At 72.0% G+C, this 23,506-nt stretch carries 22 protein-coding genes and 1 pseudogene; 13 read left to right on the forward strand and 10 right to left on the reverse strand.

The window, feature by feature from the left end:
- Positions 1 to 26: 26 nt before the first annotated feature.
- Together S1361_RS10305 and S1361_RS10310 are read right to left on the reverse strand one after the other, a co-directional pair.
- A complete protein-coding gene (locus S1361_RS10305) occupies positions 27 to 1,424 on the reverse strand; it encodes an NCS2 family permease (protein ID WP_208031542.1) in 1,398 nt (465 codons plus the stop codon).
- 277 nt (positions 1,425 to 1,701) lie between these two features.
- Positions 1,702 to 2,499: an HAD family acid phosphatase gene (locus S1361_RS10310; RefSeq protein ID WP_208031543.1), complete on the reverse strand. Its 798-nt coding sequence runs from the start codon at positions 2,497 to 2,499 to the stop codon at positions 1,702 to 1,704.
- A gap of 212 nt (positions 2,500 to 2,711) precedes the next feature.
- On the opposite strand from S1361_RS10310, the gene S1361_RS10315 reads away from it, so the two are divergent.
- The 5 genes from S1361_RS10315 to S1361_RS10335 all read left to right on the forward strand — a co-directional run bounded on the left by S1361_RS10315 (position 2,712) and on the right by S1361_RS10335 (position 8,827).
- Positions 2,712 to 3,077 (forward strand): hypothetical protein, encoded by a 366-nt coding sequence (locus S1361_RS10315; RefSeq protein WP_208031544.1) that lies wholly within the window; start codon positions 2,712 to 2,714, stop codon positions 3,075 to 3,077.
- On the forward strand, positions 3,061 to 7,374 hold the full coding sequence (locus S1361_RS10320) for a DUF6531 domain-containing protein (RefSeq protein ID WP_208031545.1): 4,314 nt from the start codon (positions 3,061 to 3,063) through the stop codon (positions 7,372 to 7,374). The genes S1361_RS10315 and S1361_RS10320 overlap by 17 nt, the downstream gene beginning before the upstream one ends.
- Complete coding sequence (locus S1361_RS10325) at positions 7,371 to 7,862, forward strand: hypothetical protein (protein WP_208031546.1); 492 nt, start codon at positions 7,371 to 7,373, stop codon at positions 7,860 to 7,862. Before S1361_RS10320 ends, S1361_RS10325 begins: the two co-directional genes overlap by 4 nt.
- Before the next feature lie 62 nt (positions 7,863 to 7,924).
- On the forward strand, positions 7,925 to 8,326 hold the full coding sequence (locus S1361_RS10330; RefSeq protein WP_208031547.1) for a hypothetical protein: 402 nt from the start codon (positions 7,925 to 7,927) through the stop codon (positions 8,324 to 8,326).
- Positions 8,327 to 8,368: 42 nt separating this feature from the next.
- Entirely contained in the window at positions 8,369 to 8,827 is a 459-nt protein-coding gene (locus tag S1361_RS10335) for a hypothetical protein (RefSeq protein ID WP_208031548.1), read from the forward strand.
- 225 nt (positions 8,828 to 9,052) lie between these two features.
- Here S1361_RS10335 and S1361_RS39105 read toward each other — a convergent pair.
- The 5 genes and pseudogenes from S1361_RS39105 to S1361_RS10355 form a co-directional block, all read right to left on the reverse strand.
- Positions 9,053 to 9,340 (reverse strand): annotated as a pseudogene (locus tag S1361_RS39105) (pectinesterase family protein); the annotation flags it as partial.
- Between the two features lie 3 nt (positions 9,341 to 9,343).
- The gene (locus S1361_RS10340) at positions 9,344 to 10,096 is read right to left on the reverse strand and encodes an MBL fold metallo-hydrolase (RefSeq protein ID WP_208031549.1); all 753 of its coding nucleotides are present in this window, start codon (positions 10,094 to 10,096) and stop codon (positions 9,344 to 9,346) included.
- Positions 10,097 to 10,144: 48 nt separating this feature from the next.
- A complete protein-coding gene (locus tag S1361_RS10345; RefSeq protein ID WP_208031550.1) occupies positions 10,145 to 10,426 on the reverse strand; it encodes a hypothetical protein in 282 nt (93 codons plus the stop codon).
- Between the two features lie 38 nt (positions 10,427 to 10,464).
- On the reverse strand, positions 10,465 to 10,770 hold the full coding sequence (locus S1361_RS10350) for a hypothetical protein (protein ID WP_208031551.1): 306 nt from the start codon (positions 10,768 to 10,770) through the stop codon (positions 10,465 to 10,467).
- A 93-nt stretch (positions 10,771 to 10,863) separates the two neighbouring features.
- Positions 10,864 to 11,475, reverse strand: coding sequence for a TIGR03086 family metal-binding protein (locus S1361_RS10355; protein WP_208031552.1), 612 nt, complete (start codon positions 11,473 to 11,475; stop codon positions 10,864 to 10,866).
- 253 nt (positions 11,476 to 11,728) lie between these two features.
- Here S1361_RS10355 and S1361_RS10360 point away from each other — a divergent pair, with 253 nt between their 5' ends.
- Positions 11,729 to 12,961 carry an MFS transporter gene (locus S1361_RS10360; RefSeq protein ID WP_208031553.1) on the forward strand — a complete coding sequence of 411 codons (1,233 nt, stop codon included), beginning with the start codon at positions 11,729 to 11,731 and terminating at the stop codon, positions 12,959 to 12,961.
- On the opposite strand, the gene S1361_RS10365 is transcribed toward S1361_RS10360, so the two are convergent.
- Positions 12,898 to 14,061 carry a hypothetical protein gene (locus S1361_RS10365; protein ID WP_208031554.1) on the reverse strand — a complete coding sequence of 388 codons (1,164 nt, stop codon included), beginning with the start codon at positions 14,059 to 14,061 and terminating at the stop codon, positions 12,898 to 12,900. The genes S1361_RS10360 and S1361_RS10365 overlap by 64 nt on opposite strands.
- A complete protein-coding gene (locus S1361_RS10370) occupies positions 14,058 to 14,999 on the reverse strand; it encodes a 5-dehydro-4-deoxyglucarate dehydratase (protein ID WP_208031555.1) in 942 nt (313 codons plus the stop codon). Before S1361_RS10370 ends, S1361_RS10365 begins: the two co-directional genes overlap by 4 nt.
- A gap of 231 nt (positions 15,000 to 15,230) precedes the next feature.
- On the opposite strand from S1361_RS10370, the gene S1361_RS10375 reads away from it, so the two are divergent.
- The 7 genes from S1361_RS10375 to S1361_RS10405 all read left to right on the forward strand — a co-directional run bounded on the left by S1361_RS10375 (position 15,231) and on the right by S1361_RS10405 (position 22,566).
- A complete protein-coding gene (locus tag S1361_RS10375) occupies positions 15,231 to 16,040 on the forward strand; it encodes an NAD-dependent epimerase/dehydratase family protein (RefSeq protein WP_208031556.1) in 810 nt (269 codons plus the stop codon).
- Positions 16,041 to 16,324: 284 nt separating this feature from the next.
- Entirely contained in the window at positions 16,325 to 17,095 is a 771-nt protein-coding gene (locus tag S1361_RS10380) for a DeoR/GlpR family DNA-binding transcription regulator (protein ID WP_208031557.1), read from the forward strand.
- 89 nt (positions 17,096 to 17,184) lie between these two features.
- Positions 17,185 to 18,555 carry an ABC transporter substrate-binding protein gene (locus S1361_RS10385; RefSeq protein WP_208031558.1) on the forward strand — a complete coding sequence of 457 codons (1,371 nt, stop codon included), beginning with the start codon at positions 17,185 to 17,187 and terminating at the stop codon, positions 18,553 to 18,555.
- Positions 18,552 to 19,490, forward strand: coding sequence for a carbohydrate ABC transporter permease (locus S1361_RS10390; protein WP_208031559.1), 939 nt, complete (start codon positions 18,552 to 18,554; stop codon positions 19,488 to 19,490). Before S1361_RS10385 ends, S1361_RS10390 begins: the two co-directional genes overlap by 4 nt.
- Complete coding sequence (locus S1361_RS10395; protein WP_208031560.1) at positions 19,487 to 20,314, forward strand: carbohydrate ABC transporter permease; 828 nt, start codon at positions 19,487 to 19,489, stop codon at positions 20,312 to 20,314. The genes S1361_RS10390 and S1361_RS10395 overlap by 4 nt, the downstream gene beginning before the upstream one ends.
- A complete protein-coding gene (locus tag S1361_RS10400) occupies positions 20,311 to 21,300 on the forward strand; it encodes a zinc-dependent alcohol dehydrogenase family protein (RefSeq protein ID WP_208031561.1) in 990 nt (329 codons plus the stop codon). The genes S1361_RS10395 and S1361_RS10400 overlap by 4 nt, the downstream gene beginning before the upstream one ends.
- 81 nt (positions 21,301 to 21,381) lie before the next feature.
- Positions 21,382 to 22,566 carry a TerD family protein gene (locus S1361_RS10405; protein ID WP_208031562.1) on the forward strand — a complete coding sequence of 395 codons (1,185 nt, stop codon included), beginning with the start codon at positions 21,382 to 21,384 and terminating at the stop codon, positions 22,564 to 22,566.
- Between the two features lie 361 nt (positions 22,567 to 22,927).
- Here the strand turns inward: S1361_RS10405 and S1361_RS10410 are convergent, their stop codons facing one another.
- A complete protein-coding gene (locus S1361_RS10410) occupies positions 22,928 to 23,500 on the reverse strand; it encodes a TetR/AcrR family transcriptional regulator (protein ID WP_208031563.1) in 573 nt (190 codons plus the stop codon).
- Positions 23,501 to 23,506 lie beyond the last annotated feature (6 nt).

Below are 23,506 nucleotides of genomic sequence, written 5' to 3' on the forward strand. Positions count from 1 at the left end.
CGCCCCCTCCGCCTCCCCCGGCTGCCTCACCCGACTCCGAGGATCTGCTCCACGGGATCGATCGCGAAGTACACCAGGAACAGCGCCGACACCCCCCACAGCAGCCAGTTGACCTCCCGCGCCTTCCCCAGCACCGTCTTGATGACGACGTAGGACAGGAACCCTGCGCCGATGCCGTCGGTGATGGAGTACGTGAACGGCATCGCGGCGATGGTGAGGAACGCCGGGACGGCGATCTCGTACCGGTCCCAGTCGATGTGCTTGACGTGGGTCATCATCAGGAAGCCCACGGCGATCAGCGCGGGCGCCGCCGCCTGGAGCGGGACGATGGTGAGCAGCGGGGTGAGGAAGAGGGCGAGGCCGAAGAGGCCGCCGGTGACCAGGTTGGCGAAGCCGGTCCGGGCGCCCTCGCCGACGCCGGCCGCGGACTCGATGTAGGCGGTGTTGGAGGAGGCCGAGCCGACACCGCCGGCGACGGCCGCGGCGCCGTCGATGAACAGCACCCGGCCGATGCCGGGCACCTGTCCCTCGTCGTCCAGCAGGCCGGCCTCCGCGGTGATGCCGACGATGGTGCCCATGGCGTCGAAGAAGTCCGACAGGACGAGGGTGAAGACCAGCAGGACGGCGGTGAGGACGCCGGCCTCGGCGAAGCCGCCGAACAGGCTGAAGTGACCGACCAGCCCGAAGTCCGGGGCCGCGACGATCCTGTCCGGGACCTCGGGCGTGGTCAGGCCCCAGCTCCTGATGTCGGCGACGGCGTCGATGACGATCGCGACGACGGTCGTCGTCACGATGCTGATGAGGATCGCGCCCTTCACCTTCCGGGCGAGCAGCGCGATGGTGAGCAGCACGCCGAGACAGAAGACGAGCACCGGCCAGCCGGTGAGCCGGCCGTCGGCGCCGAGCTGGACCGGCACGGTGGTGTGGGCGGCGTCCGGTGTACGGCTGACGAAGCCGGCGTCCACGAAGCCGATGAAGGCGATGAACAGGCCGATGCCGACGCCGATGGCCTGCTTCAGCTGCTGCGGGATCGCGTTCATGATGGCTTCCCGGAGGCCGGTGAGGACCAGGACGCAGATGACGAGGCCTTCGAGGACGACCAGGCCCATCGCGTCCGCCCAGCTCATCAGGGGGGCGAGCTGGAAGGCGACGACGGCGTTGAGGCCGAGGCCGGCGGCGATGGCGAGCGGCAGGTTCCCGCCGACGCCCATGGCCACCGTCATCACACAGGCCACCAGCGCGGTGGCGGTGACGAGTTGACCGGTGCCCAGGGCGTGGCCGTACTTGTCCTTCGCGCTGCCCAGGATGATCGGATTCAGGACAAGGATGTAGGCCATGGTGAAGAACGTGGCGAAGCCGCCGCGAATCTCGCGCCCGAGCGTGGATCCCCGCTCGGAGATCCTGAAGTACCGGTCGACGGACATGGTCCCACCCCTTGTCACCTGATGATCAGTGTGCGGATGCCGGCTGGATTCTTCCCTCGTCGAACCCGATTCAGGTTTTCTCCGTGTTACGTCGACGGGTTCGGTCGGAGGAACTGTGAAGGGCGGATTCGTCGGCTGCACGTGGACGCTGAAGGAAGGGCACACGGTGCCGGCGGGGCAGTGGGTGTTCGCCGGACAGTACGGCCCCCGCCACGGCACGGTGCTGCCGGTGACGGGGGCCGAGTACGAGCGGCTGCTCAGATCGTACGGACAGCGCTCAGCCGACGAAGTACGTCGGGTTCGGCAGCTTGTACGTGCGGTTCGCGTAACCGCCCTCCAGGTCCGAGTACTGGTCGCCGAAGTTGGCGATGATCTCGTAGCCCAGGTCGTCCTCGATGTGCTTGCGCGTCCCGGACTTGTACTGCACGGTCGTGCAGTTCCAGGCACCCGCGGTGGCGCAGTCCTTCAGGTAGGCCGGCGGGTTGGCCTTGTCCTTGAGGAACATGTGGTCGGCGTCGAGGTTCACGTCGGCGCCGACCTTCTTCAGGTTCTGCACGGCGGCGGTGCGCTGGGCCTCGCTCAGACCGGAGTTGTAGAAGACCTCGACGCCCTTGGACTCGGCGTACCGGACCAGCTCGGGGCTGCCGAAGACGGCCGGGCGGTCGGCCTTGTTCACGTAGTCGTTCCACGTGGTGGAGTTGTACGTGTAGTTGGTGCGCTTCTCGTAGTCGAGGCTGAGCAGCAGCGTGTCGTCGATGTCGAAGACGACGGCCGGCTTCTGCCCCTTGTGCAGCGCCTTGCGGGCCGCCTTGTCGATGTAGCGCTTGGCGCCGGCGTCGAGGTGCGCCAGGTCCTTGGCGTACGGGCTGTCCGGGGACGCCTGGTAGACGCCGTTGCTGTCGGCGGTCGTGCCGTAGTAGGTGTCGATGTCCTTCACCAGGACGCCTATGTTGTACGGCTCGTGGGTGGAGTTCGCCGTCGACTGACCGGCGGTGGCCGCGCCCGCGCCGTACAGCGCCGCACCGGCGACGAGGCAGGCGGCACCGGCAGCGACCGCCTTGAGGGACTTCCGCATGGATTCTCCGGATCTGGTGGATGAGAGTGATGTACCAGGTCACCGACTGTCTACGCGCATCACACACGCAGAGCGAGCCCTGTTACCCGATCGATACGCACACCGTGCCGCACGCCCACCCGGAGCATTACCGTCCGATTGCCTCCGCCTGACGCTCCCTTGACGCGGTGGCCCTATGGTCGGATACCGCGACTGCGAACGGGGGTTCACCGGTGGGCGACGGCAAGGTGCCCGGCAAGGTCCTGGACATCAAGACCGCCGACATCAAGGCGGCGGCTCCGGCCTTCCATCAGGGGGCCATCGATCTGAGCAAGGCGCTGACCACGCTGATCCAGACACTGGACGGCCTGGGTGAGCCCTGGGGCCACGATGAGCAGGGCGACAAGTTCGGCGGTGCCTACAAGCCGCAGCAGAAGAAGATCGAGAGTGCGGCGGGCATCCTGGTGCTCGGTCTGACGAGCATTCACGAGGCGATGGTGGACCTGTCGGACGGGCACGTGGACAACGACCAGCTCGTCGCCGGGATGTTCACGCGAGTGAAGACCGACAAGCAGAGCGACGGTGCCGGTGAGCGTTGAGGACACAGCCCGCCACATCCTTCTGAAGCTGGGTCTGTGGTGGCCGGAGGCGGACTCCGGCAAGTTGAGGGACGCGGCGAAGGCCTGGCGGGCCTTCGCCGATTCGGTGGACGACGTGCGCGCTCCGGTGCACCGCAGTGCGTCCTCGATCATCCACCACAACACCGGTGAGTCGATCGAGGCGTTCGAGAAGTTCTGGGGCCGCTATGCCAAGGACCAGGACGGCGGCTGGCTGAGCGATCTGGCGAAGTCGTCGCGGGAGATGGCCAAGGCGCTGGAGAAGTTCGCCGACGCCATCGACGATGCGATCAACAAGCTCTGGACGCAGATCGGCATCGACGCGGCCGTGATCGCGGGCGGAGTGACGCTGGCCTTCTTCACCGCGGGCCTGGCCTCCGGGGCGGCGGTCGCGGCGGCGGACGCGGTCATCGAGTTCGGCGCCACCATGGGCATCGCGGTCACCACGACGGTGGCCGAGATCGCCGCGGGCACCCTGGTCGCCGCCGCGTTCGGCGGGGTCGAGTCGGTCGCCGTCGACCTCGCCGTGGCCCAGCCGTTGAAGATGGTGACCGGCCTGCAGGACGGCTTCAGCCTGGACGAGGTCAACCAGGCCGCCAAGGACGGCATGATCTTCGGTGGCGCGCTGGGCGCGGGCGGCGGCCTGCTGAAGGCGAGCATGGAAGGCGGGCTCGCCGACACCACCCCGCTGCTGCTGCGCCCGCCCTCCCTGCGCCCGGACCTGGTGGAGCTGGGCCCGGCGGCCCGCAACGCCGAGCGCACCCCGTGTGTGGGCGAGCCGATCGACGTGGCGAGCGGCGCGATGCTGATGACGCAGACGGACCTGTCCCTGCCCGCCAGCCTGCCCCTGGAGTTCACCCGCACCCACCTGTCCTCCTACCGGGGCGGGGTCTGTTTCGGCCCGACCTGGATCTCCACCCTGGACGAGTGCCTCCAGATCGACGGCGAGGGCGTCGTCTTCGCCGCGGCCGACGGCATGCGCCTGGTCTACCCGGTACCGGAACCCGGCGTGCCCGCGATGCCGGTCAAGGGCCCGCGCTGGCCGCTGGAGTGGGACGGCAAACCGGACGGCGCGATGACGGTCACCGACCCCGCGACCGGCGTGGTCCGTACCTTCGCCGCCCCCGTCCCCTCCCCGTCCTTCGGCGTCTTCCACCTGGCCCTGGACTCCTGGTCCGACCGCAACGGCAACCGCATCGACGTCGAACGCGACGACGAGGGCATCCCCTTCGGCATCCGCCACTGCGGCGGCTACTACGTCGCCGTCGACACCCAGGGCCCCCGCATCACCGCCCTGCGCCTGCTGGACGACCCGCCCTCCCGCTACCACCCCTCCACCGCGCCCGACGAGGGCACGGTCGTGATGCGCTACGGCTACGACAGCGCCGGCAACCTCACCGAGGTCATCAACTCCAGCGGCGAGCCCCTGCGTTTCACCTACGACACCCAGGGCCGCGTCACCCGCTGGACCGACCGCAACGGCACCTGGTTCTCCTACACCTACGACGACCGCGGCCGCGTGACCCGCACCGAAGGCATCGACGGCATCCTCTCCGGAACCCTCACCTACGACGACACGGAACGCACCACCACCTACACCGACTCCCAAGGCCACGTCTCCGTCCACCGCTACAACGCCGACGGGCTGGTGGTGGAGGAGACGGACCCGCTCGGGCACGTCACCCGCACGGAGTGGGACGAGTACGGCGCCAAGCCACTGGCGGTCACCGACGCCCTGGGTCACACCACCCGATGCGCCTACGACGGCGCCGGCAACCTGGTCGGGCTCACCCTGCCGGACGGCTCGCAGGCCCGGGCCGCGTACAACGCGCTCGGACTGCCGACCGAGGTGATCGAGCCGGGCGGCGCCCTCTGGCGGCACACCTATGACGAGCGGGGCAACCTCCTTTCGACCGTCGACCCCACGGGGGCCGAGACCCGGTACACACACGACGAGGCGGGCCGCCCGACCACGATCACCGACGCCCTCGGCCACACCCGCACGGTCGTCCACGACGACGCAGGCCTGCCCCTCGCCCTCACGGACGAACTGGGCCACACGACGACGATCCGGCGGGACGCCTTCGGTCGCGTGACCGAGGTGACCGATCCTCTCGGTCACACCACCCGCCTGGGCTGGACGACGGACGGCAGACCTGCCTGGCGCGAATCAGCCGACGGCACACGGGAGTCGTGGACCTGGGACGCCGAGGGCAATCTGCTCACCCACACGGACCCCGCCGGGAACACGACCCACCACACGGTGACGTATTTCGACGTACCCGCCACCCGAACGGATCCGGACGGCGCCCACTACGCGTTCACCTACGACACGGAACTGCGCCTGACAGGAGTCACCAACCCGCAGGGCCGTTCATGGACCTACACGTACGACGAGGCGGGCCGTCTGACGGCCGAGACGGACTTCAACGGCCGCACGCTCACGTACACCCACGACGCGGCGGGCCGACTAGCCTCCCGTACGAACGGGGCCGGGGAAAGCCTTCGTTTCACGCGGGACGCGGTGGGCCGCGTGGTGGAACAGCACGACGAGGCCGGCGGCGGCATCACCACATACAGCTACGGGCCCGACCGCAGGCTGGCGCACGCTGCCAACGCCGGCACCGAGGTGTCGTTGGAACGGGACCCGATGGGCCGGGTCGTGGCGGAGACCGTCAACGGCCGCAGGATCAGCTACGCGTACGACGCCCTCGGACGTCGTTCCCGGCGTACGGCCCCGTCCGGGCTGGTCTCCGAGTGGACGTACGACGCCACGGGACGAGCCACCGCGCTCCACACGGCGGACCACACCCTCACCTTCTCGTACGACAAGGCGGGTCGCGAGACCGAGCGACGGCTCGGGGACGACGTCACCCTCCTCCAGCGGTGGAGTGCGGCCGGCCGGCTGACCGAGCAGTCGCTGACCGTGCTCGCCGGCGCCGTGGGGGCGAACCGTCTGCTCCAGCACCGTGGCTATGCCTACCGCGCCGACGGCCACATCACGGAGATCCGCGAGTTGACGTCTGGCACCCGCCGCTTCGACCTCGACGCCGTTGGCCGGGTCACGGGCGTGCGTGCCCATGGCTGGGCGGAAACCTACGCGTACGACGCGGCGGGCAATCCGGTCCGGGCAGACTCACCGGGACTCGGTGTCTCCGGTGAGCGCAGGTTCGACGGCACCCTGATCCGCCGTGCCGGCCACACCGTCTACGAGCACGACGCCCAGGGCCGCCTTGTCCGCAAGAAGCGCAATCTGCTCAACGGTCAGCAGCGCGTCTGGTCCTACGCATGGAACGCGGAGGACCGGCTGACCGAGGCGGTCAGTCCCGATGGCGACCGATGGTGCTACGTCTATGACCCGTTCGGACGCCGGGTCTCCAAGCATCGTGTGGCCGAGGACGGGTCCGCGTGCGACCGGACCGACTTCTCCTGGGACGACACCCGGCTGGCCGAGCAGACCGCTCCCGGCGGCACGGTGACCACCTGGGAGTTCGCTCCGGACACCGACCGCCCTGTGGCTCAGATCGACCACGAACCGACAGAGCACGAGGCGAAAGGTTCGTTCCTCGCCCGGCTGGCCGAGGAGACCACGGCCGCACAGCGGACCCGGTTCCACACCGTCGTGACCGACGTCGTGGGGACGCCCACCGAACTGGTCGCACCGGACGGTCGCCTGGCATGGCAGCGCCGGACCACGGTGTGGGGTGCGCCGTTCCCGGCACCGCCGGACGACGAGGCGTCCGTGGATTGCCCGCTGCGTTTTCCCGGCCAGTACGCGGACCCCGAAACCGGCCTCCACTACAACGTCTTCCGGTATTTCGACCCGGAGACCGGAGGCTTCGTCTCGGCCGACCCACTCGGTCTCGATCCGTACCCGAACCCGTACGCATACGGCCCGAACCCGTTCACCTGGCTCGATCCCCTCGGGCTGGCGTGCAAGAAGATCCCCACCGACGACCTCAACTGGAACACGCGCAGTCGGCCGACCTTCGGCCACACCTTCAGCGAGCACGGAGCCGGCGCGAAGAACACGAAGAGCCTTACCGACCGGGCACGCAGCACGGGAAATCAGCAGGGACAATGGCTGGACAACGACAAGGCCCTGGAATTCCTGAAGACACACCACGACCCCAACGGAGGGGTACGCGAGGTGGAACTGCCGCCGGGGATGGGGCAGGTCATCATGCCGGACGGAACGATAGTCGAGGCCAACTACGCCAGACTGGTCCCCAAACCCGATGGTTCCTACAAAACGGCTTTTCCGATCCTGAAGAAGTGAGCAGCTCCGTGCTATTTCGCATGACGGTGTCCCCGCCCACCTCCGGGGCCCCGGTGACACACGACCTCGATCTTGCCGAGGACTATGAATCGCTGGTCATGGATGCCTGTGAGCTTCTGGCCGAGACGGACTGCCGCTTCCATGTATCGGGGTTCGGCCAGGACGCATGGCCCGTGGACATCTCCTACGACCTTTCCTCGGTCATCGAGCAACTCCCGCAGGCACGGACGGCCCTTGGCCGGAAGGAGCGAGCACTGATCGACTTCTACGGCCAGGGGGTCGAACGTGTCATCAGCTTCCACCCGGTCGGCGAACAGGTCACCATGACCTGCACGACCCGGACCGACTGGATCCCCGACCCGGCGACCGAGACAGCCTCTCTTCCGGACGTCGAGGACATGCTGGCGGCGCTGGCCCACGACTTCCGGCGCGCACTGGACCGTGCCTGCCCGGACATTGCCGCACGGGAACCCTTTGCCCAATGGTGAACAGCCGAATGGCCGCCGCCGTCACCGCGTTCCGCCCCCCCCCTCGCGCCGGGCGGCACCGCATGAATTCCCCGATCCCGGCTGGAGGGGGAGCGCGGGGCCGCCCTGCTACCAGACCGCTGTCCCCCCTCGAACAGCGCGTCCTCGCCAAGCTCCTCTCGGCGGAGTTCCCGGGCGCGCAGGAGCTGAGGAACCAGCTGGCGCACACCCGTGTCACCCGTCCCTGGGGGAGCGAGTCCCCGAGCGTCGATCTGGACGTGCCGCCCGGGGTCCCGGAAGCACGAATCGACGACGGCATCGTTCCGGCCACCGGCACGGTCATGGACGACGCAGGCGAGCTGTTCGGCGAACTGCTCCTCTGGGTGAGCGGCGGCAGGCTCTCGGCCCTGGAGTTCTCGTGGTACGGCGACACCGCTCCGACGGAACTCCCCGATCCGGACCTCGTCACCGTGTCGGTGCAGTGAGGCACCGCGTGCGTGCGCGGTGAGGCAGAGAGGCTCACGGGCATGAGATTCGTCGACGCTCACTGGGACGGCTCCGGATTCTTCCTGGACCCGACCGCCTACCTGGCCGAGCTTCCTCGCCTGCGCGGCGTACTCCCGCCGGGTGCCTGGGCCTTCGTCTCCGAGCCGGGCCATTACGACATCTCCCGCGCCGACCGGTGCGTCAAGGACCTGGAGCTGGCCGGGATCCGTCCGGCGACCGACAAGAGCGGGCGGCTGGTGCTGGACTTCGCACCGAACCGGTTCAAGCACGAATCGGGGCTGAGTCTCAGCTATGCAGGGGTGCGGCACTTCTCCATCGACTACGCGCACTCCATCGACTGGATGGCGGTCGACACGGTGCTCCTCGACGAGATCCTCCCGGATGAGGACGGCGGCTGTGTGCACGAGATCGGGCTGACCGACGCCAGGATCACGGTCCGCTGTCAGGATCTGGAGGCGGTATGGGGCGGCGCGGGGTGATGCCTCCGCCGCCTCGGGCCGCGACGTGCACGACCTCGCGGTACGTCCCCGGGTGCCGCGGGAGCGTCCGGCCGGGGCCGTCCACCGCGTACACGGTGGCCTGAACGGAGTCGCCGGGACGGACGTGCAGCACGCGCCGGTCGCGTGCCGTGGCCGGGGCCGTTTTGAGGGCAGCCGGTCCCGCGGCGAGCGCGACGGTGAGCAGGGGGCGCCTGCGCATCGACACTCCTGCCACGGCGTCCAGTCCCCGAGCCAGGCCCCCCTGGTCGCCGACGCGGCCTGCTCGTCGGTCAGCTGGGGGCGGTTCTCCGGGACGGTGACGACCGCGCCGGGGCCGGTGTCGCGGTACTCGGCGAAGCGCTGCTCCTGCCGGGAGCGGGCCGCCGACATGTCGGTGCAGGGGGCGGCCGCGTCGATGCCGGGGCCGAGCCTGGTGTCGCGGACGGTGAGCAGAGGGCGGGCGGTGGGATCGGAGCCGGGGACCCAGGGGGCCAGCCTGTGGAAGGCGAGGGGTCCTCAGACGCTGTGGATGTCGCCCTCGACGGCGGTGAACGTGGGCCGGCCGGACGCGGCGGCGGCCCGGGCGGTGGCCGCCTCGCGGGTGAGCGTGGGGCCGACATGGGTGACGAGCAGCTCGCGGACCCGCGCCTCGCGGGCGATACGGCCGGCGTCCTCCGGCGTCAGGTGGACCTGTTCGCCGTCGCGATGGACGTCGATGTCGGCCTCGCACAGGAACAGGTCGGCACGGGCGGCGAGTTCGGTGAGCGCGGGACAGGGGCCGCTGTCTCCCGAGTACACGACCACACTGCCCTGGCACTCCGCGCGCAGCCCGTACGCCTCGATGTCGTGGGCGACGGCGCGGGCGCTCAGGCGGAGGTTCCAGTGCCGGACGTCATGGCCGTCGTACAGGTCGCGGAAGTCGAAGACGCTCTTCAGGACGTCGACGTCCGGCAGCCCGAGGAAGCCGGCCAGCCGGCGGGCGCAGCCGGGCGGCGCGTACACCGGGACCGGCGCGGGCGGGGTCATCCCGCCGAAGGCGAAGGCGTAGGCGGCGGCCAGGAGGTCGGCGCTGTGGTCCGCATGCAGATGGGAGACCCAGATCGCGGTGAGACGCGCCGGGTCCGTGTGCCGCTGCAAGGCGGCGAACGTGCCGGGCCCCGCGTCCACCCACACCTCGGCGCCCGCGCCGGACAGCAGATACCCGGAGCAGGGCCGGTCGGGTCCCGGGTGGGGCGAGGCGGTGCCGAGGACGGTGAGGGTGAGCGGCATGGGCCAGAGGGTACGCCGCCCCGCTGGGGCCGCCCGGCCACGGCCCGGTCAGATCTCCATCACCGCGTCGCATTCCGGGCACACCACGGAGGCGTACTCCTCGGGGTACCAGGGCTCCCCCGGGGTCCCGGACGGCGTGCGGCGCGCTGTCGCCATGGCAAAGGTGTCCTTGCCGCACAGGGTCCGCGGGCCGGCCGCGTCCGGCCGGCCGGGGGCGGCGGGCGCCGCGTGCACCCTGCGGGGGAGCCGCTGCGCGTCGGGCGGCCCGGCCGCCGGGGTGCGTGCGGCCGGCGGCTGCTCCAGCTCGTACACGACGACGATCCCGCTCATGTCTCCACCGTAGGCGCGGCGGTCCGCAGCAGCCGCGGTCAGCCGCGGGTGGCGCCGGGCAGGGAGAGTTCGCGGCCGCGGTAGAAGCCCTCGCGCTCCTCGACGACGTACGGGGCCATGGCCGACCGCCGCTGCGCCTCCGACTCGGAGCCCCGCCAGGCGTCGCACGACTCCCGGGAGTCCCAGAACGACACCCCGGTGATCTCCTGTCCGTCCTCGGACCAGTACGCGTAGGCCCGGTGCAGGCCCTGCGGTGCGGGCTCCGGGCGCCATGCGTTCTCGAAGTCCTCCAGCGTGCCCGGCTGAAGGCGGCGCGTCGTCACCCACACGTAGTGCTCCTGCATGGCGGCTTCCTCCGTACCCGTTCGGCTCGCCCCCTCTCAGGGTCACCGTAGGCCCGATGCCCCGCTTCCGCCGCCCGGCGACCGCCGGTCGGCTCAGGCCCCGGCCGCCCGGGACCGGGCCCGGTGCGGCCACCGCGGGTCCCGGCCGCTCAGGCCCACCGCGCGGTCCAGCGGCGGCGCGTCCTGCGGGACCGGGACGACGGGGCCGAAGACGCCGCTGCGGCGGATGGTGGGCTCGTCGGCCGCGGCCCGCAGGAAGGCGAGGGCCGAGTCGAGGGCGGCCGGGTCGGGGGTGTAGGCCTGGCCGGTGGCGCGGGCCAGGTCCCAGGCGTGGATCACCAGCTCGTCGGCGACGACGGCACCCGCGACCGCACCCGGCAGGTCCACCCCGCCGGCGCGGGTGTCGCCGGTCCAGGCGGCCGGGTCGCGCCAGGCCTCGGCCAGCTCGTCCAGCACCTCGGGCAGCCGCTCGCGCCAGCCGGGGCCGATGTCCGGGAGGGTGGCGGCCGGGCTGGTGTCGGTCGTCGTACCGAGGTCCTTGCGGGCGGCGTCCCGGAAGGCCACGGACAGCATCAGCAGATGGCCCAGCAGGTGGCGCACCCCGAGGTCCGGGCACGGTGTGGGGGCGGTCAGCTGCTCGTCGGCCACGGACGCGGCGAGCCGCGCCACGATCCGGGTCTGGGGGCCGAGGTCCACCATGGTCATGACGTACTCCTTCACGATCGCGTTCCCCGTTCCCAGGGGGGACCGGCCGGCGCCCGGAAACTCATCGGTGCCCGGGCCGCCCGCTCCCACGGCCGGCGGCCGCCCCCGAGGCATCACCGGTCCGGCAGCTGCCGGCGCCCTGCGCCCCATGGGGGTCCCTACCGGGTCCCGGCGGATCGCCGCCGCGCCGCGCCGGAGAACCGGGCATGTTCCCGATCCCGGGGCCCCTGCCTCAGGCGCACGATCACCGGGCATGACGACTTCCCCGACCGTGTTCCGCGTGCTGCGGGACCGCAACGCGCGGCTGTACCTCACCGCCCTGGTGGTGTCCGGCTTCGGGACCTCCTCGCTGTGGCTGGCGTCGGGCGTGTGGGCCAAGGACCTCACGGGGTCCGACGGCCTGGCCGCCCTGTCCATGCTGGCGATGTGGGCGCCCACCCTGGCCGGCCCCGCCCTGGGCACGCCCGCCGACCGGTTCCGCCGCAAGCCCCTGCTCGTCTCCCTGAACCTGGGCCTGGCGACGCTGCTCCTCACCCTCTTCACCGTCGACTCCCCCGGCCGGCTGTGGCTGCTGTTCGCCGTCCTGTTCCTGTACGGCACCGCCGGTGTCGTCTCCGACGCCGCCGAGTCGGCGCTGGTCACCGCCGTGGTCGGCCAGGACCTCCTCGGTGACGTGAACGGGCTGCGGACGGCCCTGACGGAGGGCATGAAGCTCGTCGCCCCGCTGACCGGCGCGGGCCTCTACACGCTCTACGGCGGCCCGGCCGTGGCCTGCCTGGACGCCGTCACCTTCCTGCTCGCCGCCGGGCTGTGCGGCCTGCTGCGGGTCCGGGAGGAGCGGCCCGCCCGGTCGGGCGGGAACTGGCGGCGGCAGACCGCGCAGGGCGTCCGGCACCTGTGGGGCCACCCGGTGCTGCGCCCGCTGGTCGGGGCGGGCGGTACGACCATGCTGCTGACCGCGCTGGCCGGCACGACGGTGTACGCGGTGGCCGACCGCCTCGGCCACTCCCCCGCCTACACGGGCGTGCTGTACGCCGCCCAGGGCGCCGGCTCGGTGACCGCCGGGCTGCTCGCCGGGCCGGCGCTGCGGCGGCTGGGCGCCCGGCGGTTCGCGGCGGCCGGGATCGCGCTGACGGGGGCCGCGGTGGTGGCGCGGGCGGTGCCGTGGGACCCGGTGGCACTGGCCACCAGTGTGGCGTGCGGCCTCGGCCTGCCCTGTGTGCTGATCGCCGCGCTCACCGCGGTGCAGCAGGAGACCCCCGGCCCGCTGCTCGGCCGGGCGACGGCCACCGCGAACACGCTGGTCTTCGCCCCGACCGTGCTCGGCCTCGCCGTCGGGGCCGGCCTGGTCGAACTGGCCGGCCCCGGGCTGCTGCTGCCGCTCTACGGCGTGGCGCTGCTGCTGACGGCGCTGCCGCTGCTTCAGCGCGCGGCGAGCGCCTCCCGGACCGCCGCGAGGTCCCCGTCGGACGCCAACCCGGCGTGATACAGCCGCAGTTCCGTCGCGCCCTCGGCACGCGCGCGTGCCGCGTCCGCAGCGAGCGTGCCGGGGCTGCCGCCCATCCCGGAGACGACCGTGAGGTTGGCGGCCAGCACGGTGCCCTCCCGGGTCTGCCCCGCGAACGGTGCCAGCAGGGCCGTGCCACCGGTGCACGGCACCACCACCCCGTCGGCCACGGACAGGATGTGGGCGGGGTCGACGCCCGCGTTGGCGCCGCAGTGGTGGGGGACGGGGTCGGCGTGCAGCAGGACCTGGAAGCCGTCCGGGGCGGCGGCGCGCACGGCGGCGACGGCCTCCTCCTGGAGGGTGCGGGCGGTGGTGTCGCGCCACGCGCGCGTGGCGGCCGCCGTCTCCCGCCCGAGCAGCTTCTCCACGGTCGGCCAGCCCTCGTCGTCGGCCGCGCCCCGCCACAGCGGTTCCAGCGCCTCGCGTACGGCCCCGGCCAGCGCGTCGGCGTCCGGGCCCTGCGCGTCGTAGCCGGCCCGGCAGGACGGACAGAAGCACAGGGACATCAGGTACTGCCCGGCGTCCCCGAGACCGACGCCGGCCGTCTTGTCGTGGGCGTGCAGGTGCTGGAGCCCGTACCAGCCCAGGGACTCCAGTTCGGTGCCGTGCGCGCCGGGGCGTACGGCGGCCTCGGCGGCCAGGTCGGCCAGGTACGCGCGCGTGGCGGGCTGGGCGATGCACGGCGCCCACGGGTAGTGGTCGCCGTAGGCGTTGACGACCGAGGTGTCCGGGTGCTCGGCGCCCAGCCGGGAGTTGTGGGCGAGGACCACCCAGGTGTGCACCTCCAGGCCGGCCGTGGCGAGCGCTTCGGCGGCCTCGCCGTAGGCGTCGCCGGGGGCCCAGCGGCCGGCGGGGTGGGGTCGCAGGCGGCGGCCCGCCCAGCGGTCGCCCGGCGGGTAGAGCACGGCCGCGTACTCGGCGGTGACGATGCGGTGGCGCGGGTGGCGCGGGGTCAGTGCGCGGGTGGAGTGGTAGGCGGCGGCGAGGGTGACCTGCTCGACGCCGAGTCCGGCGATGCGCGCCGGGGCCTCCGGGTCGCCGTTGACGTCCCAGGGGTAGACGAACGCCGATGCCTTCACGCGTCCTCCTCCAGCAGGGCGTAGCCGCGCTCGATCAGCCGGGCGAGCTGTTTGACGTGGTCCTCGGCCGGCTCGTGCAGCGGGGGCCGGACCTCCCCGACGGCCAGGCCGCACAGCCGCACCCCGGCCTTGACGAGGGAGACGGCGTATCCGTCGCCCTGGGCGCGCAGTTCCACGAACGGGCGGTAGAAGCCGTCCAGGAGGCGGTGGGCGACGGGCAGGTCGCCGGTCTCCAGGGCGCGGTGGAAGGCGAGCGCGATCTCCGGCACGAAGCAGAACACCGCCGACGAGTACAGGGTGATGCCGAGGGCGCGGTAGGCGAGCTGGGTCTGCTCGGCGGTGGGCAGGCCGTTGAAGTACAGGAAGTCGCCGGGGACCTCGGTGCGGACGGCGCTGACGACGCTCTGCATGAGGTCTAGGTCGCCGAGGCCGTCCTTGAGGCCGATGATGCCGTCGGTGCGGGCCAGTTCGACCACGGTCGGCGGGCTGAGGACGGCGTTGTCGCGCTGGTAGACGATCACCGGCAGGCCGGTGGCCGCGGCGACCTCCCGGTAGTGCCGCAGCAGACCCTGCTGGCCGGCGCGCACGAGGTACGGCGGCATCGCGAGAAGGCCGTCGGCGCCCGCGTCAGCGGCGAGGCCCGCGTAGCGGATGGCCAGCGCGGTGCCGTAACCGGCGCCCGCGACGACCGGGACGCGCCCCTCGGCCGCCTCGACGGCCACCCGGACCGAGGCCTCGAACTCCTCCGGCAGCAGCGCGTGGAACTCCCCGGTGCCGCAGCAGGCGAAGACGGCGGCGGCACCGGCCGCGACACCGCGGCGCACATGGGTGCGGTAGACGTCCAGGTCGAGTGAGCCGTCGGGGCCGTAGGCCGTGACGGGGAAGAAGAGCGGCCCGCCCGGGTCGCGGAGCCGGGCGGCGAGAGGGGCTGGCGTCACGGGCGCTCCCTGTCGGTGCATGTTTCTGATCGATGTCCATATCCCTGAACAACTTCACGCTACGATCCGCCACTGGAGCGGGTCAAGCACGCGAACAGGCAACACGGCAGTGGATTTCCGCCCGTCAGGGCACACTTGACGGGGCACGGCACCCGTCTCTAGCGTGTCCACGGATGTGAATGCCGTCCACGCATGCGACCACTGGCTCCAGGACACCAAGGAGATCGACGGATGCCCGCTCCCCGCACGATCCTGCTCACCGGCGCCGCCGGCGGGCTCGGCACCCTGATGCGGTCCCTGCTGCCGGAGTACGGCTACACGCTGCGCCTGTTCGACGTGCGGCCCGTCGAGGACGAGCCGGGCGCGATCACCGCGGACCTCGCCGACCGCGAGGCGCTGCGCGAGGCCGTGCGGGGCGTGGACGCGGTCCTGCACCTCGCGGGGATCTCCCTGGAGGCACCCTTCGAGAAGATCCTGAAGTCGAACATCGAGGGCACCTACAACCTGTACGAGGCCGCACGCCTGGAGGGCGTGCCGCGGATCGTCTTCGCCTCCTCGAACCACGCCGTGGGCTTCACCCCGGCCCCGCGCCCGGGCGAGCCGCTGATCCCCGTCGACACCCCGCGCCGCCCCGACACCTTCTACGGCCTGTCGAAGTCCTTCGGCGAGGACCTGGCCCAGCTCTACTGGGACAAGCACGGCCTGGAGACCGTCTCCGTGCGCATCGGCTCCTGCTTCCCGGAGCCCACCAGCGTCCGGATGCTCTCGGTCTGGATGAGCCCGGCCGACGGCGCCCGCCTCTTCCACGCGGCCCTGACCGCCGAGGGCGTCGGCCACACGGTCGTCTACGGCTCCTCCGCCAACACCCGCCTGTGGTGGGACCTGACCAGCGCACGGGCGCTGGGCTACGAGCCGCAGGACGACTCCGAGCCGTACGCCGGGAAGCTGATCGCCGAGCAGGGCGAACCGGACCCGGAGAACCCCGCCCACAGCCACCTGGGCGGGCACTTCGTGAACGACCCGCCGATCTGGCCGCACTGACCGCTTCGCCGGCCCCCGCGAGGCTCCCGGCGGCCGGAAACGATCGCTCACGCGCGCGGGCGGGCACCGAACGGGCCCGCCCGCCGCCGTGTCCGGGCATCCGCGGTGCCCGATCCCACCCGGCCCCGGACAGCCGTGCAGGTCCGTGGCGGGCACGGCCCGCGCGAAGCGGGCACAAGCGGGCAGCATCGGGTCCGCAACAGACCTGGTCAGCGCCGCGCACCGGCGGTAGAACTTCCCCCATGGGCCCGAACGGGCAGTGCCACAGGGAAGTGGGTGACGACATGACCACCAGGACGGCGGAAGAACGCCAGCGCGAGATCGTGCGGGCCGCCCGCGCCACCGGCTCGGTGGACGTCACCGCGCTCGCCGCCGACCTGGGCGTGGCCAAGGAGACCATCCGGCGCGACCTGCGCGCCCTGGAGGACCACGGCCTGGTCCGCCGCACCCACGGCGGCGCCTACCCGGTGGAGAGCGCCGGCTTCGAGACGACGCTCGCCTTCCGCGCCACCAGCCACGTGCCCGAGAAGCGCCGGATCGCCACCGCGGCGGCCGAGCTGCTCGGGGACGCCGAGACCGTCTTCGTCGACGAGGGCTTCACCCCGCAGCTCATCGCCGAGGCACTGCCCAGGGACCGGCCGCTGACCGTGGTCACCGCGTCCCTGCCGGTCGCGGGCGCCCTGGCGGAGGCCGACCAGGTCTCCGTCCTGCTGCTCGGCGGCCGGGTCCGCCCGGGCACCCTGGCCACCGTCGACCACTGGACGACCAGGATGCTGGCCGGCTTCGTGATCGACCTGGCCTACATCGGGGCCAACGGCATCTCCCGCGAGCACGGCCTGACCACCCCCGACCCGGCCGTCAGCGAGGTCAAGGCACAGGCCGTCCGGGCCGCCCGCCGTACGGTCTTCGCGGGGGTGCACACCAAGTTCGGCGCGGTCAGCTTCTGCCGGTTCGCCGAGATCGGCGCACTGGAGGCGATCGTGACCAGCACCCTGCTCCCGGCCGCCGAGGCCCACCGCTACTCCCTGCTGGGCCCGCAGGTCGTCCGGGTCTGATTGTTCCAACTCGCCCTCCCCTGCGGGGCGTTCCTCACCTCCGAGCGCCCCTTATGTCCCCGTACTCCCCATACCTCCAGGAGCGATCCATGCGCACCCCGAGCCGACGGAGGCCGCGAGCCACGCTCGCCCTGGCCGCCGCAGGGACGCTGCTCGCCCCGCTGCTCTCCGGCTGCTGGGCCGGCGCCGGCGGGACCGGTTCCGGCGGCGACTCCATCAACGTGCTGATGGTCAACAACCCCCAGATGACCGAGCTGCAGAAGCTGACCGCCGCCCACTTCACCAAGGACACCGGCATCAAGGTCAACTTCACGGTCCTGCCCGAGAACGACGTCCGCGACAAGATCAGCCAGGACTTCGCCAACCAGGCCGGCCAGTACGACGTGGCCACCCTGTCGAACTACGAGATACCGATCTACGCCCGCAACGGCTGGCTGCACGAGATGAACTCGTACGTCGCGAAGGACCCGTCGTACGACGAGCAGGACGTGCTGAAACCGATGCGCCAGTCCCTCACCGGGGACGACGGCAAGCTCTACGGGCAGCCGTTCTACGGCGAGTCGTCCTTCCTCATGTACCGCAAGGACGTGTTCGCGGCGAAGGGGCTGACGATGCCCGCCCACCCGACCTGGCAGCAGGTCGCCGACCTCGCCGCCAAGGCGGACGGCGCCCGGCCCGGGATGCGGGGCATCTGCCTGCGCGGGCTGCCCGGCTGGGGCGAGCTGATGGCACCGCTCACGACGGTCGTGAACACCTTCGGCGGCACCTGGTTCGACAAGGACTGGAAGGCGCGGCTGGACTCCCCGGCCTTCGAGAAGGCGACGAAGTTCTACGTCGGCCTGGTCCGCGGGCACGGCGAGTCCGGCGCCGCCCAGTCCGGCTTCGCCGAATGCCTGAACAACATGACCCAGGGCAAGGTCGCCATGTGGTACGACGCCACCTCCGCGGCCGGACTGCTGGAGGCGGCCGGCTCCCCGGTCAAGGGCAGGCTCGGCTACGCCCCCGCCCCCGTCGAGCACACCGGGTCCTCCGGCTGGCTCTACACCTGGGCCTGGGGCATCCAGCAGGCCTCCCGCAACCCCGACAAGGCCTGGAAGTTCGTCTCCTGGGCGTCCGGCAAGGGGTACGAGCAGCTGGTCGGCGAGACCAGCGGCTGGTCGAACGTCCCGGCGGGCAAACGGGCCTCGACCTACACCAACGCCGACTACCGGAAGTCGGCCGCCGCGTTCCAGGAGATGACCAAGGAGGCCATCGAGAGCGCCCGGCCGAACGACCCCGGCGTGCAGCCGCGGCCCGCGCCCGGCATCCAGTTCGTCGGCATCCCCGAGTTCACCGACCTCGGCACCAGGGTCTCCCAGGAGATCAGCGCGGCCATCGCCGGACGCCAGTCCGTCGACTCGGCCCTGAAGAAGTCGCAGGCGCTCGCCGAGCAGATCTCCAAGGAGTACGAGGGACGATGACAGCGACGACCACGGCCCCCCTCGCGGCCACCGACGAACGGACCGTCGGGCAGCCCTCGGCCCGGCTGCGCGCCTGGGCCACCCGCGCCCCGCTCCTGCCCGCCCTCGCCTTCATGATCGTGGTGACCCAGCTGCCCTTCGTGGCCACGCTGGTGATCTCCTTCTTCGACTGGAACGCCCTCTACCCCAAGGCCCGCCGCTTCACCGGCCTGGACAACTACCGCCAAGTGCTGACCGACGCGGACCTGCGCCATTCGGTGTGGACGACCGTGCTGCTCACGGCGGGCGTGGTGCTGGCCAGCCTGGTCCTGGGCCTCGCGCTGGCGCTGCTGCTGGACCGGAGGTTCCGCGGCCGGGGCATCGTCCGCACCCTCCTCATCGCGCCCTTCCTGGTGGTGCCGGTGGCTGCGGCCCTGCTCTGGAAGCATGTGCTCTACAACCCTGAGTACGGCTTGTTGAACGGGTTGCTGCACTATGTGGGCGGCCCACAGCCGGACTGGGTCTCGCGCACCCCGCTGCTCGCGGTCGAGGCCTCCCTGGTGTGGCAGTGGACGCCGTTCATGATGCTGATCCTGCTGGCCGGGCTGCAGAGCCGGGACCAGCAGCAGATCGAGGCCGCCCGGGTCGACGGCGCGAGCGACTGGCAGATCTTCCGCCATCTGACCCTGCCCCACCTGCGCCGCTATCTGGAGCTGGGCGCGCTGCTGGGCTCGATCTACATCGTCCAGAACTTCGACGCGGTCTTCACGATCACGTCCGGCGGCCTGGGCACCGCCAACCTGCCGTACACCGTCTACCAGAGCTTCTACCAGGCCCACGAGAACGGCCTGGCCTCGGCCGCCGGCGTCCTGGTGGTCATCGGCTCGATCGTCATCGCGACCTTCGCCCTGCGCGTGGTGTCGTCCCTGTTCCGCGAGGAGGTGTCCCGCGCATGACCGCCGTACTGCGCCGGGGCGGGCTCGGCCTGGTGGCCTGGCTGGCCGGCATCGTCTTCTTCCTGCCCATCGCCTGGATGGCCCTGACGTCCTTCCACTCCGAGGCGGACGCGGCGACGAACCCGCCGTCCTTCACCGCCTCCCTGACCCTCGACGGCTACCGCGAGTTCTTCGGCACCGGCGGCGGGGCGAGCCCCTGGCCCGCGCTGGTCAACTCCGCGGTGGCGTCGGTCGCCTCCACCCTGCTCGTCCTGGTGCTGGCCCTGCCGGCCGCCTACGCCCTGTCGATCCGGCCGGTGAAGAAGTGGACGGACGTCCTGTTCTTCTTCCTCTCCACGAAGATGCTGCCGGCCGTGGCGGGCCTGCTGCCGATCTACCTGTTCGCCAGGAACGCCGGGATGCTCGACAACGTCTGGCTGCTGGTCGTCCTCTACACCTCGATGAACCTGCCGATCGCGGTGTGGATGATGCAGTCGTTCCTCGCCGAGGTGCCGGTCGCCGTCATCGAGGCGGCGCGGGTGGACGGCGCCCGGCTGCCGACGGTCCTCACGCGCGTGGTGGCCCCGATCGCCCTGCCCGGCATCGCCGCCACCGCCCTGATCTGCTTCATCTTCAGCTGGAACGAACTGCTCTTCGCCCGGGTCCTGACGGGCGTGGTCGCCGAGACCGCCCCCGTCTTCCTGACCGGTTTCATCACCAGCCAGGGCCTGTTCCTGGCCAAGGTGTGCGCCGCGTCGCTCGTCATCTCCCTGCCGGTGCTCGCCGCGGGGTTCGCCGCCCAGGACAAGCTGGTCCAGGGCCTGTCGTTGGGAGCCGTGAAATGAAGGCCGCCGTCATCGAGTCCGTGGGCCGTGCCGTCGTCACCGAGGTCCCGGACCCGACGCCGGGCCCGCGCGACGTCGTCGTCGAGGTGGCGGCCTGCGGGCTGTGCGGCACGGATCTGCACATCCTCCAGGGCGAGTTCGCGCCCAAGCTGCCGATCGTGCCCGGGCACGAGTTCGCGGGCGAGGTCGTCGGGGTCGGCACCCAGGTCACCGAGGTCTCCGTCGGCGACCGGGTGGCCGTGGACCCGTCGCTGTACTGCCACGAGTGCCGGTACTGCCGCACCGGCCACAACAACCTGTGCGAGCGGTGGGCCGCGATCGGCGTGACGACGGCGGGCGGCGCGGCCCGGTACGCGCTCGCCCCGGTCGCCAACTGCGTGAAGCTGCCCGACCACGTGCGCACCGAGGACGCGGCCCTGGTGGAGCCCCTGTCCTGCGCGGTGCGCGGCTACGACGTGCTGCGCTCCCGCCTCGGCGCGCACGTGCTGATCTACGGCTCCGGGACCATGGGCCTGATGATGCTGGAGCTGGCCAAGCGGACCGGCGCGGCGAGCGTGGACATGGTCGACGTGAACCCGGCCCGGCTGGAGACGGCCCGGCTGCTCGGCGTGTCGGGCGCGGCCGGCAGCGCGGACGAGCTGGACCGGCCGCAGGGCTGGGACGTGGTGGTGGACGCCACCGGCAACGCGGCGGCGATCCAGGACGGCCTGGACCGGGTGGCCAAGGCGGGCACGTTCCTGCAGTTCGGGGTGGCCGACTACGCGACGCGGGTGACGATCGACCCGTACCGGATCTACAACCAGGAGATCACGATCACCGGTTCCATGGCGGTGCTGCACAGCTTCGAGCGGGCGGCGGAGCTGTTCGCGAACGGGGTGCTGGACCCGGGCGTCTTCATCAGCGACCGGCTCCCGCTGGAGCGGTACCCGCAGGCGCTGGAGCAGTTCGCGGCGGGGGTGGGGCGGAAGATCGTCGTGGTGCCGTAGGCCGTTCGGCGGGTGAGGCAACCCGTTCGGTCGGTAAGGGAACGGTAAAGCGGTCTCGTTCGTTCACCCGGCATGACAGCTATGACCCCTGGCTCGAACATCCCTCTCCCGGCCGCGCGCGTGACCGTGGACGTCTCCGCCCCGGTGCGGCTCGACGTGTCGGGCCTGCTGCTCACCGCCGACGGCAAGGTGCGCTCCGACGACGATTTCATCTTCTACAACCAGCCGAGCGGCCCCGGCGTGACCTACCGCTCGGGTGGCGGTACGGCTCCGGACGCGGTCACGGTGGACACCGCCGCCGTGCCGCCGGAGATCGAGAAGATCGTCGTCACGGCCAGCCCGGACGCGGCCGGCCAGACCTTCCAGGGCATCGAGCCGACGGCCACGATCCGGGACGCGGACGGCGGGGCCGTGCTGGCGACGTTCACCCCGCCGCAGCTCGGCACCGAGACCGCGCTGGTGGTCGTGGAGATCTACCGCCGGGCCGGCCAGTGGAAGGCCCGGGCCGTCGGGCAGGGGTACGCCAACGGACTGGCGGGTATCGCGACCGACTTCGGCGTGACGGTGGAGGAGCCGGCCGCGGCCCCGGCCGCACCGGTGGCCCCCGCGGCCCCGCCGCAGCCGGCCGCCGCGCCCTCCGTTCCGCCGCGGCCGGTGGCTCCGCCGCCCGCTCCCGCGCCGGGCGCCGGGAAGATCAACCTGGACAAGGGCCGGGTCAGCCTGCAGAAGAACCAGACCGTGTCCCTCGTCAAGGGCGGCCGGCCGCTGCTCTCCCAGGTGCGGATGGGGCTCGGCTGGGAGCCGGCGTTCCGGGGCAAGGACATCGACCTGGACGCGTCCGTCATCGCCTACGGCCCGCAGCGCAACCACATCGACAGCTGCTACTTCGGCAAGCTGACGATCCTGAACGGCGCGGTCAAGCACTCCGGCGACAACCTCACCGGTGAGGGCGGCGGCGACGACGAGGTGATCGTGGTCGACCTCGGCCGGCTCCCGCAGGAGGTCACCGGCCTGGTCTTCACGGTCAACTCCTTCTCGGGCCAGAAGTTCACGGAGGTCGCCAAGGCCTACTGCCGCCTGGTCGACGCGGCCACCGACGAGGAACTGGTCCGCTTCGACCTCACCGGCGCCGAGCCCCAGACCGGCGTCCTGATGGCCAAGCTCGTCCGCCAGTTCTCCGGCGAGTGGGACATGACGGCCCTGGGCAGCTTCGTCAAGGCCCGCACCGTCCGCAACATGACGGACCCGGGCGCCCGGGCGCTGTAGCGGCGGCGAGCAGGAGTGGGAAGAACTGCGGGGGCGGCGGCCAACGCACCGCCGCTGCGGGCACATCGTGCGCGGGCTTCCCGAACGACGCACCGCCGGCGCAATCGTCCATGGGCCTCCCGGCCGGCGCGCCGCCGCAGGCAGTCGTGCGGGGCCGCCGGGCAACGCGCCGTCGCTGCGGGCAGTCGTTCGCGGGGCTGCCGGCCGACGCGCCGTCGCCGTGGACAGTCGTGCCTCCCCCAGTGCCTTGAGGGCTGGGGGGTCCGCGGGGCGGCACGGGTGGGCGCGGCGGTGGCCCGTCGGTACGGGGCGGCGGAGCGACCGCCGCCCGGCCCCCGCCCGGTCCCGGCCGGGCCGCGCCTCAGCCGGAGCGCAGACCGTCCGCCAGCAGACCCAGGTAGCGCCGGGTCTCCCGCTCCCCCGCGCCCGCCAACTCCGCCGCCATCGCCACCCCGTGCGCCAGCCGCAGCACCTCGACCGGCTCCAGATCCCGGCGCAGCGTCCCCTCCGCCTGCGCCGCCACGACCAGCCGGTGCACCGCCCCCTGCACCACGGTCCCGCACACGGTCAGCGCCGCCGCCCCGCCGTCGTCCGTCACCGCCGAACTGAGCAGTGCCTTCATCCCCCGCACCTGAAGTGTGCGGACCGCCAGTTCGTACAGCCACTCCATGAGCGCCTCGCCCGGCGGCAGCCGAGCGGCCAGCTCGTCGGCACGCGCGCCGAGCGCCTCGACGCGGTCCACGTACGCCGCCTCCAGCAGCGCCCGCCGGGTCGGGAAGTGCCGGTAGAGCGTGCCGGAGCCGACGCCCGCCCGCTTGGCGATGTCGTCGAGTGACGCGTTCTCCCCATGCTCGGCGAAGGCCTCCGCCGCCACCTTCAGCAACCGCTCGTAGTTGCGCCGAGCGTCCGCGCGCATGGGCCTGCCCTGCGTCATCCACCC

Source organism: Streptomyces cyanogenus, from assembly GCF_017526105.1.
In the GTDB taxonomy this organism is placed as follows: domain Bacteria; phylum Actinomycetota; class Actinomycetes; order Streptomycetales; family Streptomycetaceae; genus Streptomyces; species Streptomyces cyanogenus.

What these genes read in the sequence shown, in the direction of transcription:
- S1361_RS10340 (WP_208031549.1), bottom strand. Translation starts at nt 10,096, where the DNA reads ATGCCGCTCACCCTCACCGTCCTCGGCACCGCCTCGCCCCACCCGGGA.
- S1361_RS10360 (WP_208031553.1), top strand. Translation starts at nt 11,729, where the DNA reads ATGACGACTTCCCCGACCGTGTTCCGCGTGCTGCGGGACCGCAACGCG.
- S1361_RS10395 (WP_208031560.1), top strand. Translation starts at nt 19,487, where the DNA reads ATGACCGCCGTACTGCGCCGGGGCGGGCTCGGCCTGGTGGCCTGGCTG.
- S1361_RS10350 (WP_208031551.1), bottom strand. Translation starts at nt 10,770, where the DNA reads ATGCAGGAGCACTACGTGTGGGTGACGACGCGCCGCCTTCAGCCGGGC.
- S1361_RS10400 (WP_208031561.1), top strand. Translation starts at nt 20,311, where the DNA reads ATGAAGGCCGCCGTCATCGAGTCCGTGGGCCGTGCCGTCGTCACCGAG.
- S1361_RS10355 (WP_208031552.1), bottom strand. Translation starts at nt 11,475, where the DNA reads ATGACCATGGTGGACCTCGGCCCCCAGACCCGGATCGTGGCGCGGCTC.
- S1361_RS10345 (WP_208031550.1), bottom strand. Translation starts at nt 10,426, where the DNA reads ATGAGCGGGATCGTCGTCGTGTACGAGCTGGAGCAGCCGCCGGCCGCA.
- S1361_RS10405 (WP_208031562.1), top strand. Translation starts at nt 21,382, where the DNA reads ATGACCCCTGGCTCGAACATCCCTCTCCCGGCCGCGCGCGTGACCGTG.
- S1361_RS10335 (WP_208031548.1), top strand. Translation starts at nt 8,369, where the DNA reads ATGAGATTCGTCGACGCTCACTGGGACGGCTCCGGATTCTTCCTGGAC.
- S1361_RS10375 (WP_208031556.1), top strand. Translation starts at nt 15,231, where the DNA reads ATGCCCGCTCCCCGCACGATCCTGCTCACCGGCGCCGCCGGCGGGCTC.
- S1361_RS10305 (WP_208031542.1), bottom strand. Translation starts at nt 1,424, where the DNA reads ATGTCCGTCGACCGGTACTTCAGGATCTCCGAGCGGGGATCCACGCTC.
- S1361_RS10390 (WP_208031559.1), top strand. Translation starts at nt 18,552, where the DNA reads ATGACAGCGACGACCACGGCCCCCCTCGCGGCCACCGACGAACGGACC.
- S1361_RS10410 (WP_208031563.1), bottom strand. Translation starts at nt 23,500, where the DNA reads ATGACGCAGGGCAGGCCCATGCGCGCGGACGCTCGGCGCAACTACGAG.
- S1361_RS10380 (WP_208031557.1), top strand. Translation starts at nt 16,325, where the DNA reads ATGACCACCAGGACGGCGGAAGAACGCCAGCGCGAGATCGTGCGGGCC.
- S1361_RS10310 (WP_208031543.1), bottom strand. Translation starts at nt 2,499, where the DNA reads ATGCGGAAGTCCCTCAAGGCGGTCGCTGCCGGTGCCGCCTGCCTCGTC.
- S1361_RS10385 (WP_208031558.1), top strand. Translation starts at nt 17,185, where the DNA reads ATGCGCACCCCGAGCCGACGGAGGCCGCGAGCCACGCTCGCCCTGGCC.
- S1361_RS10330 (WP_208031547.1), top strand. Translation starts at nt 7,925, where the DNA reads ATGAATTCCCCGATCCCGGCTGGAGGGGGAGCGCGGGGCCGCCCTGCT.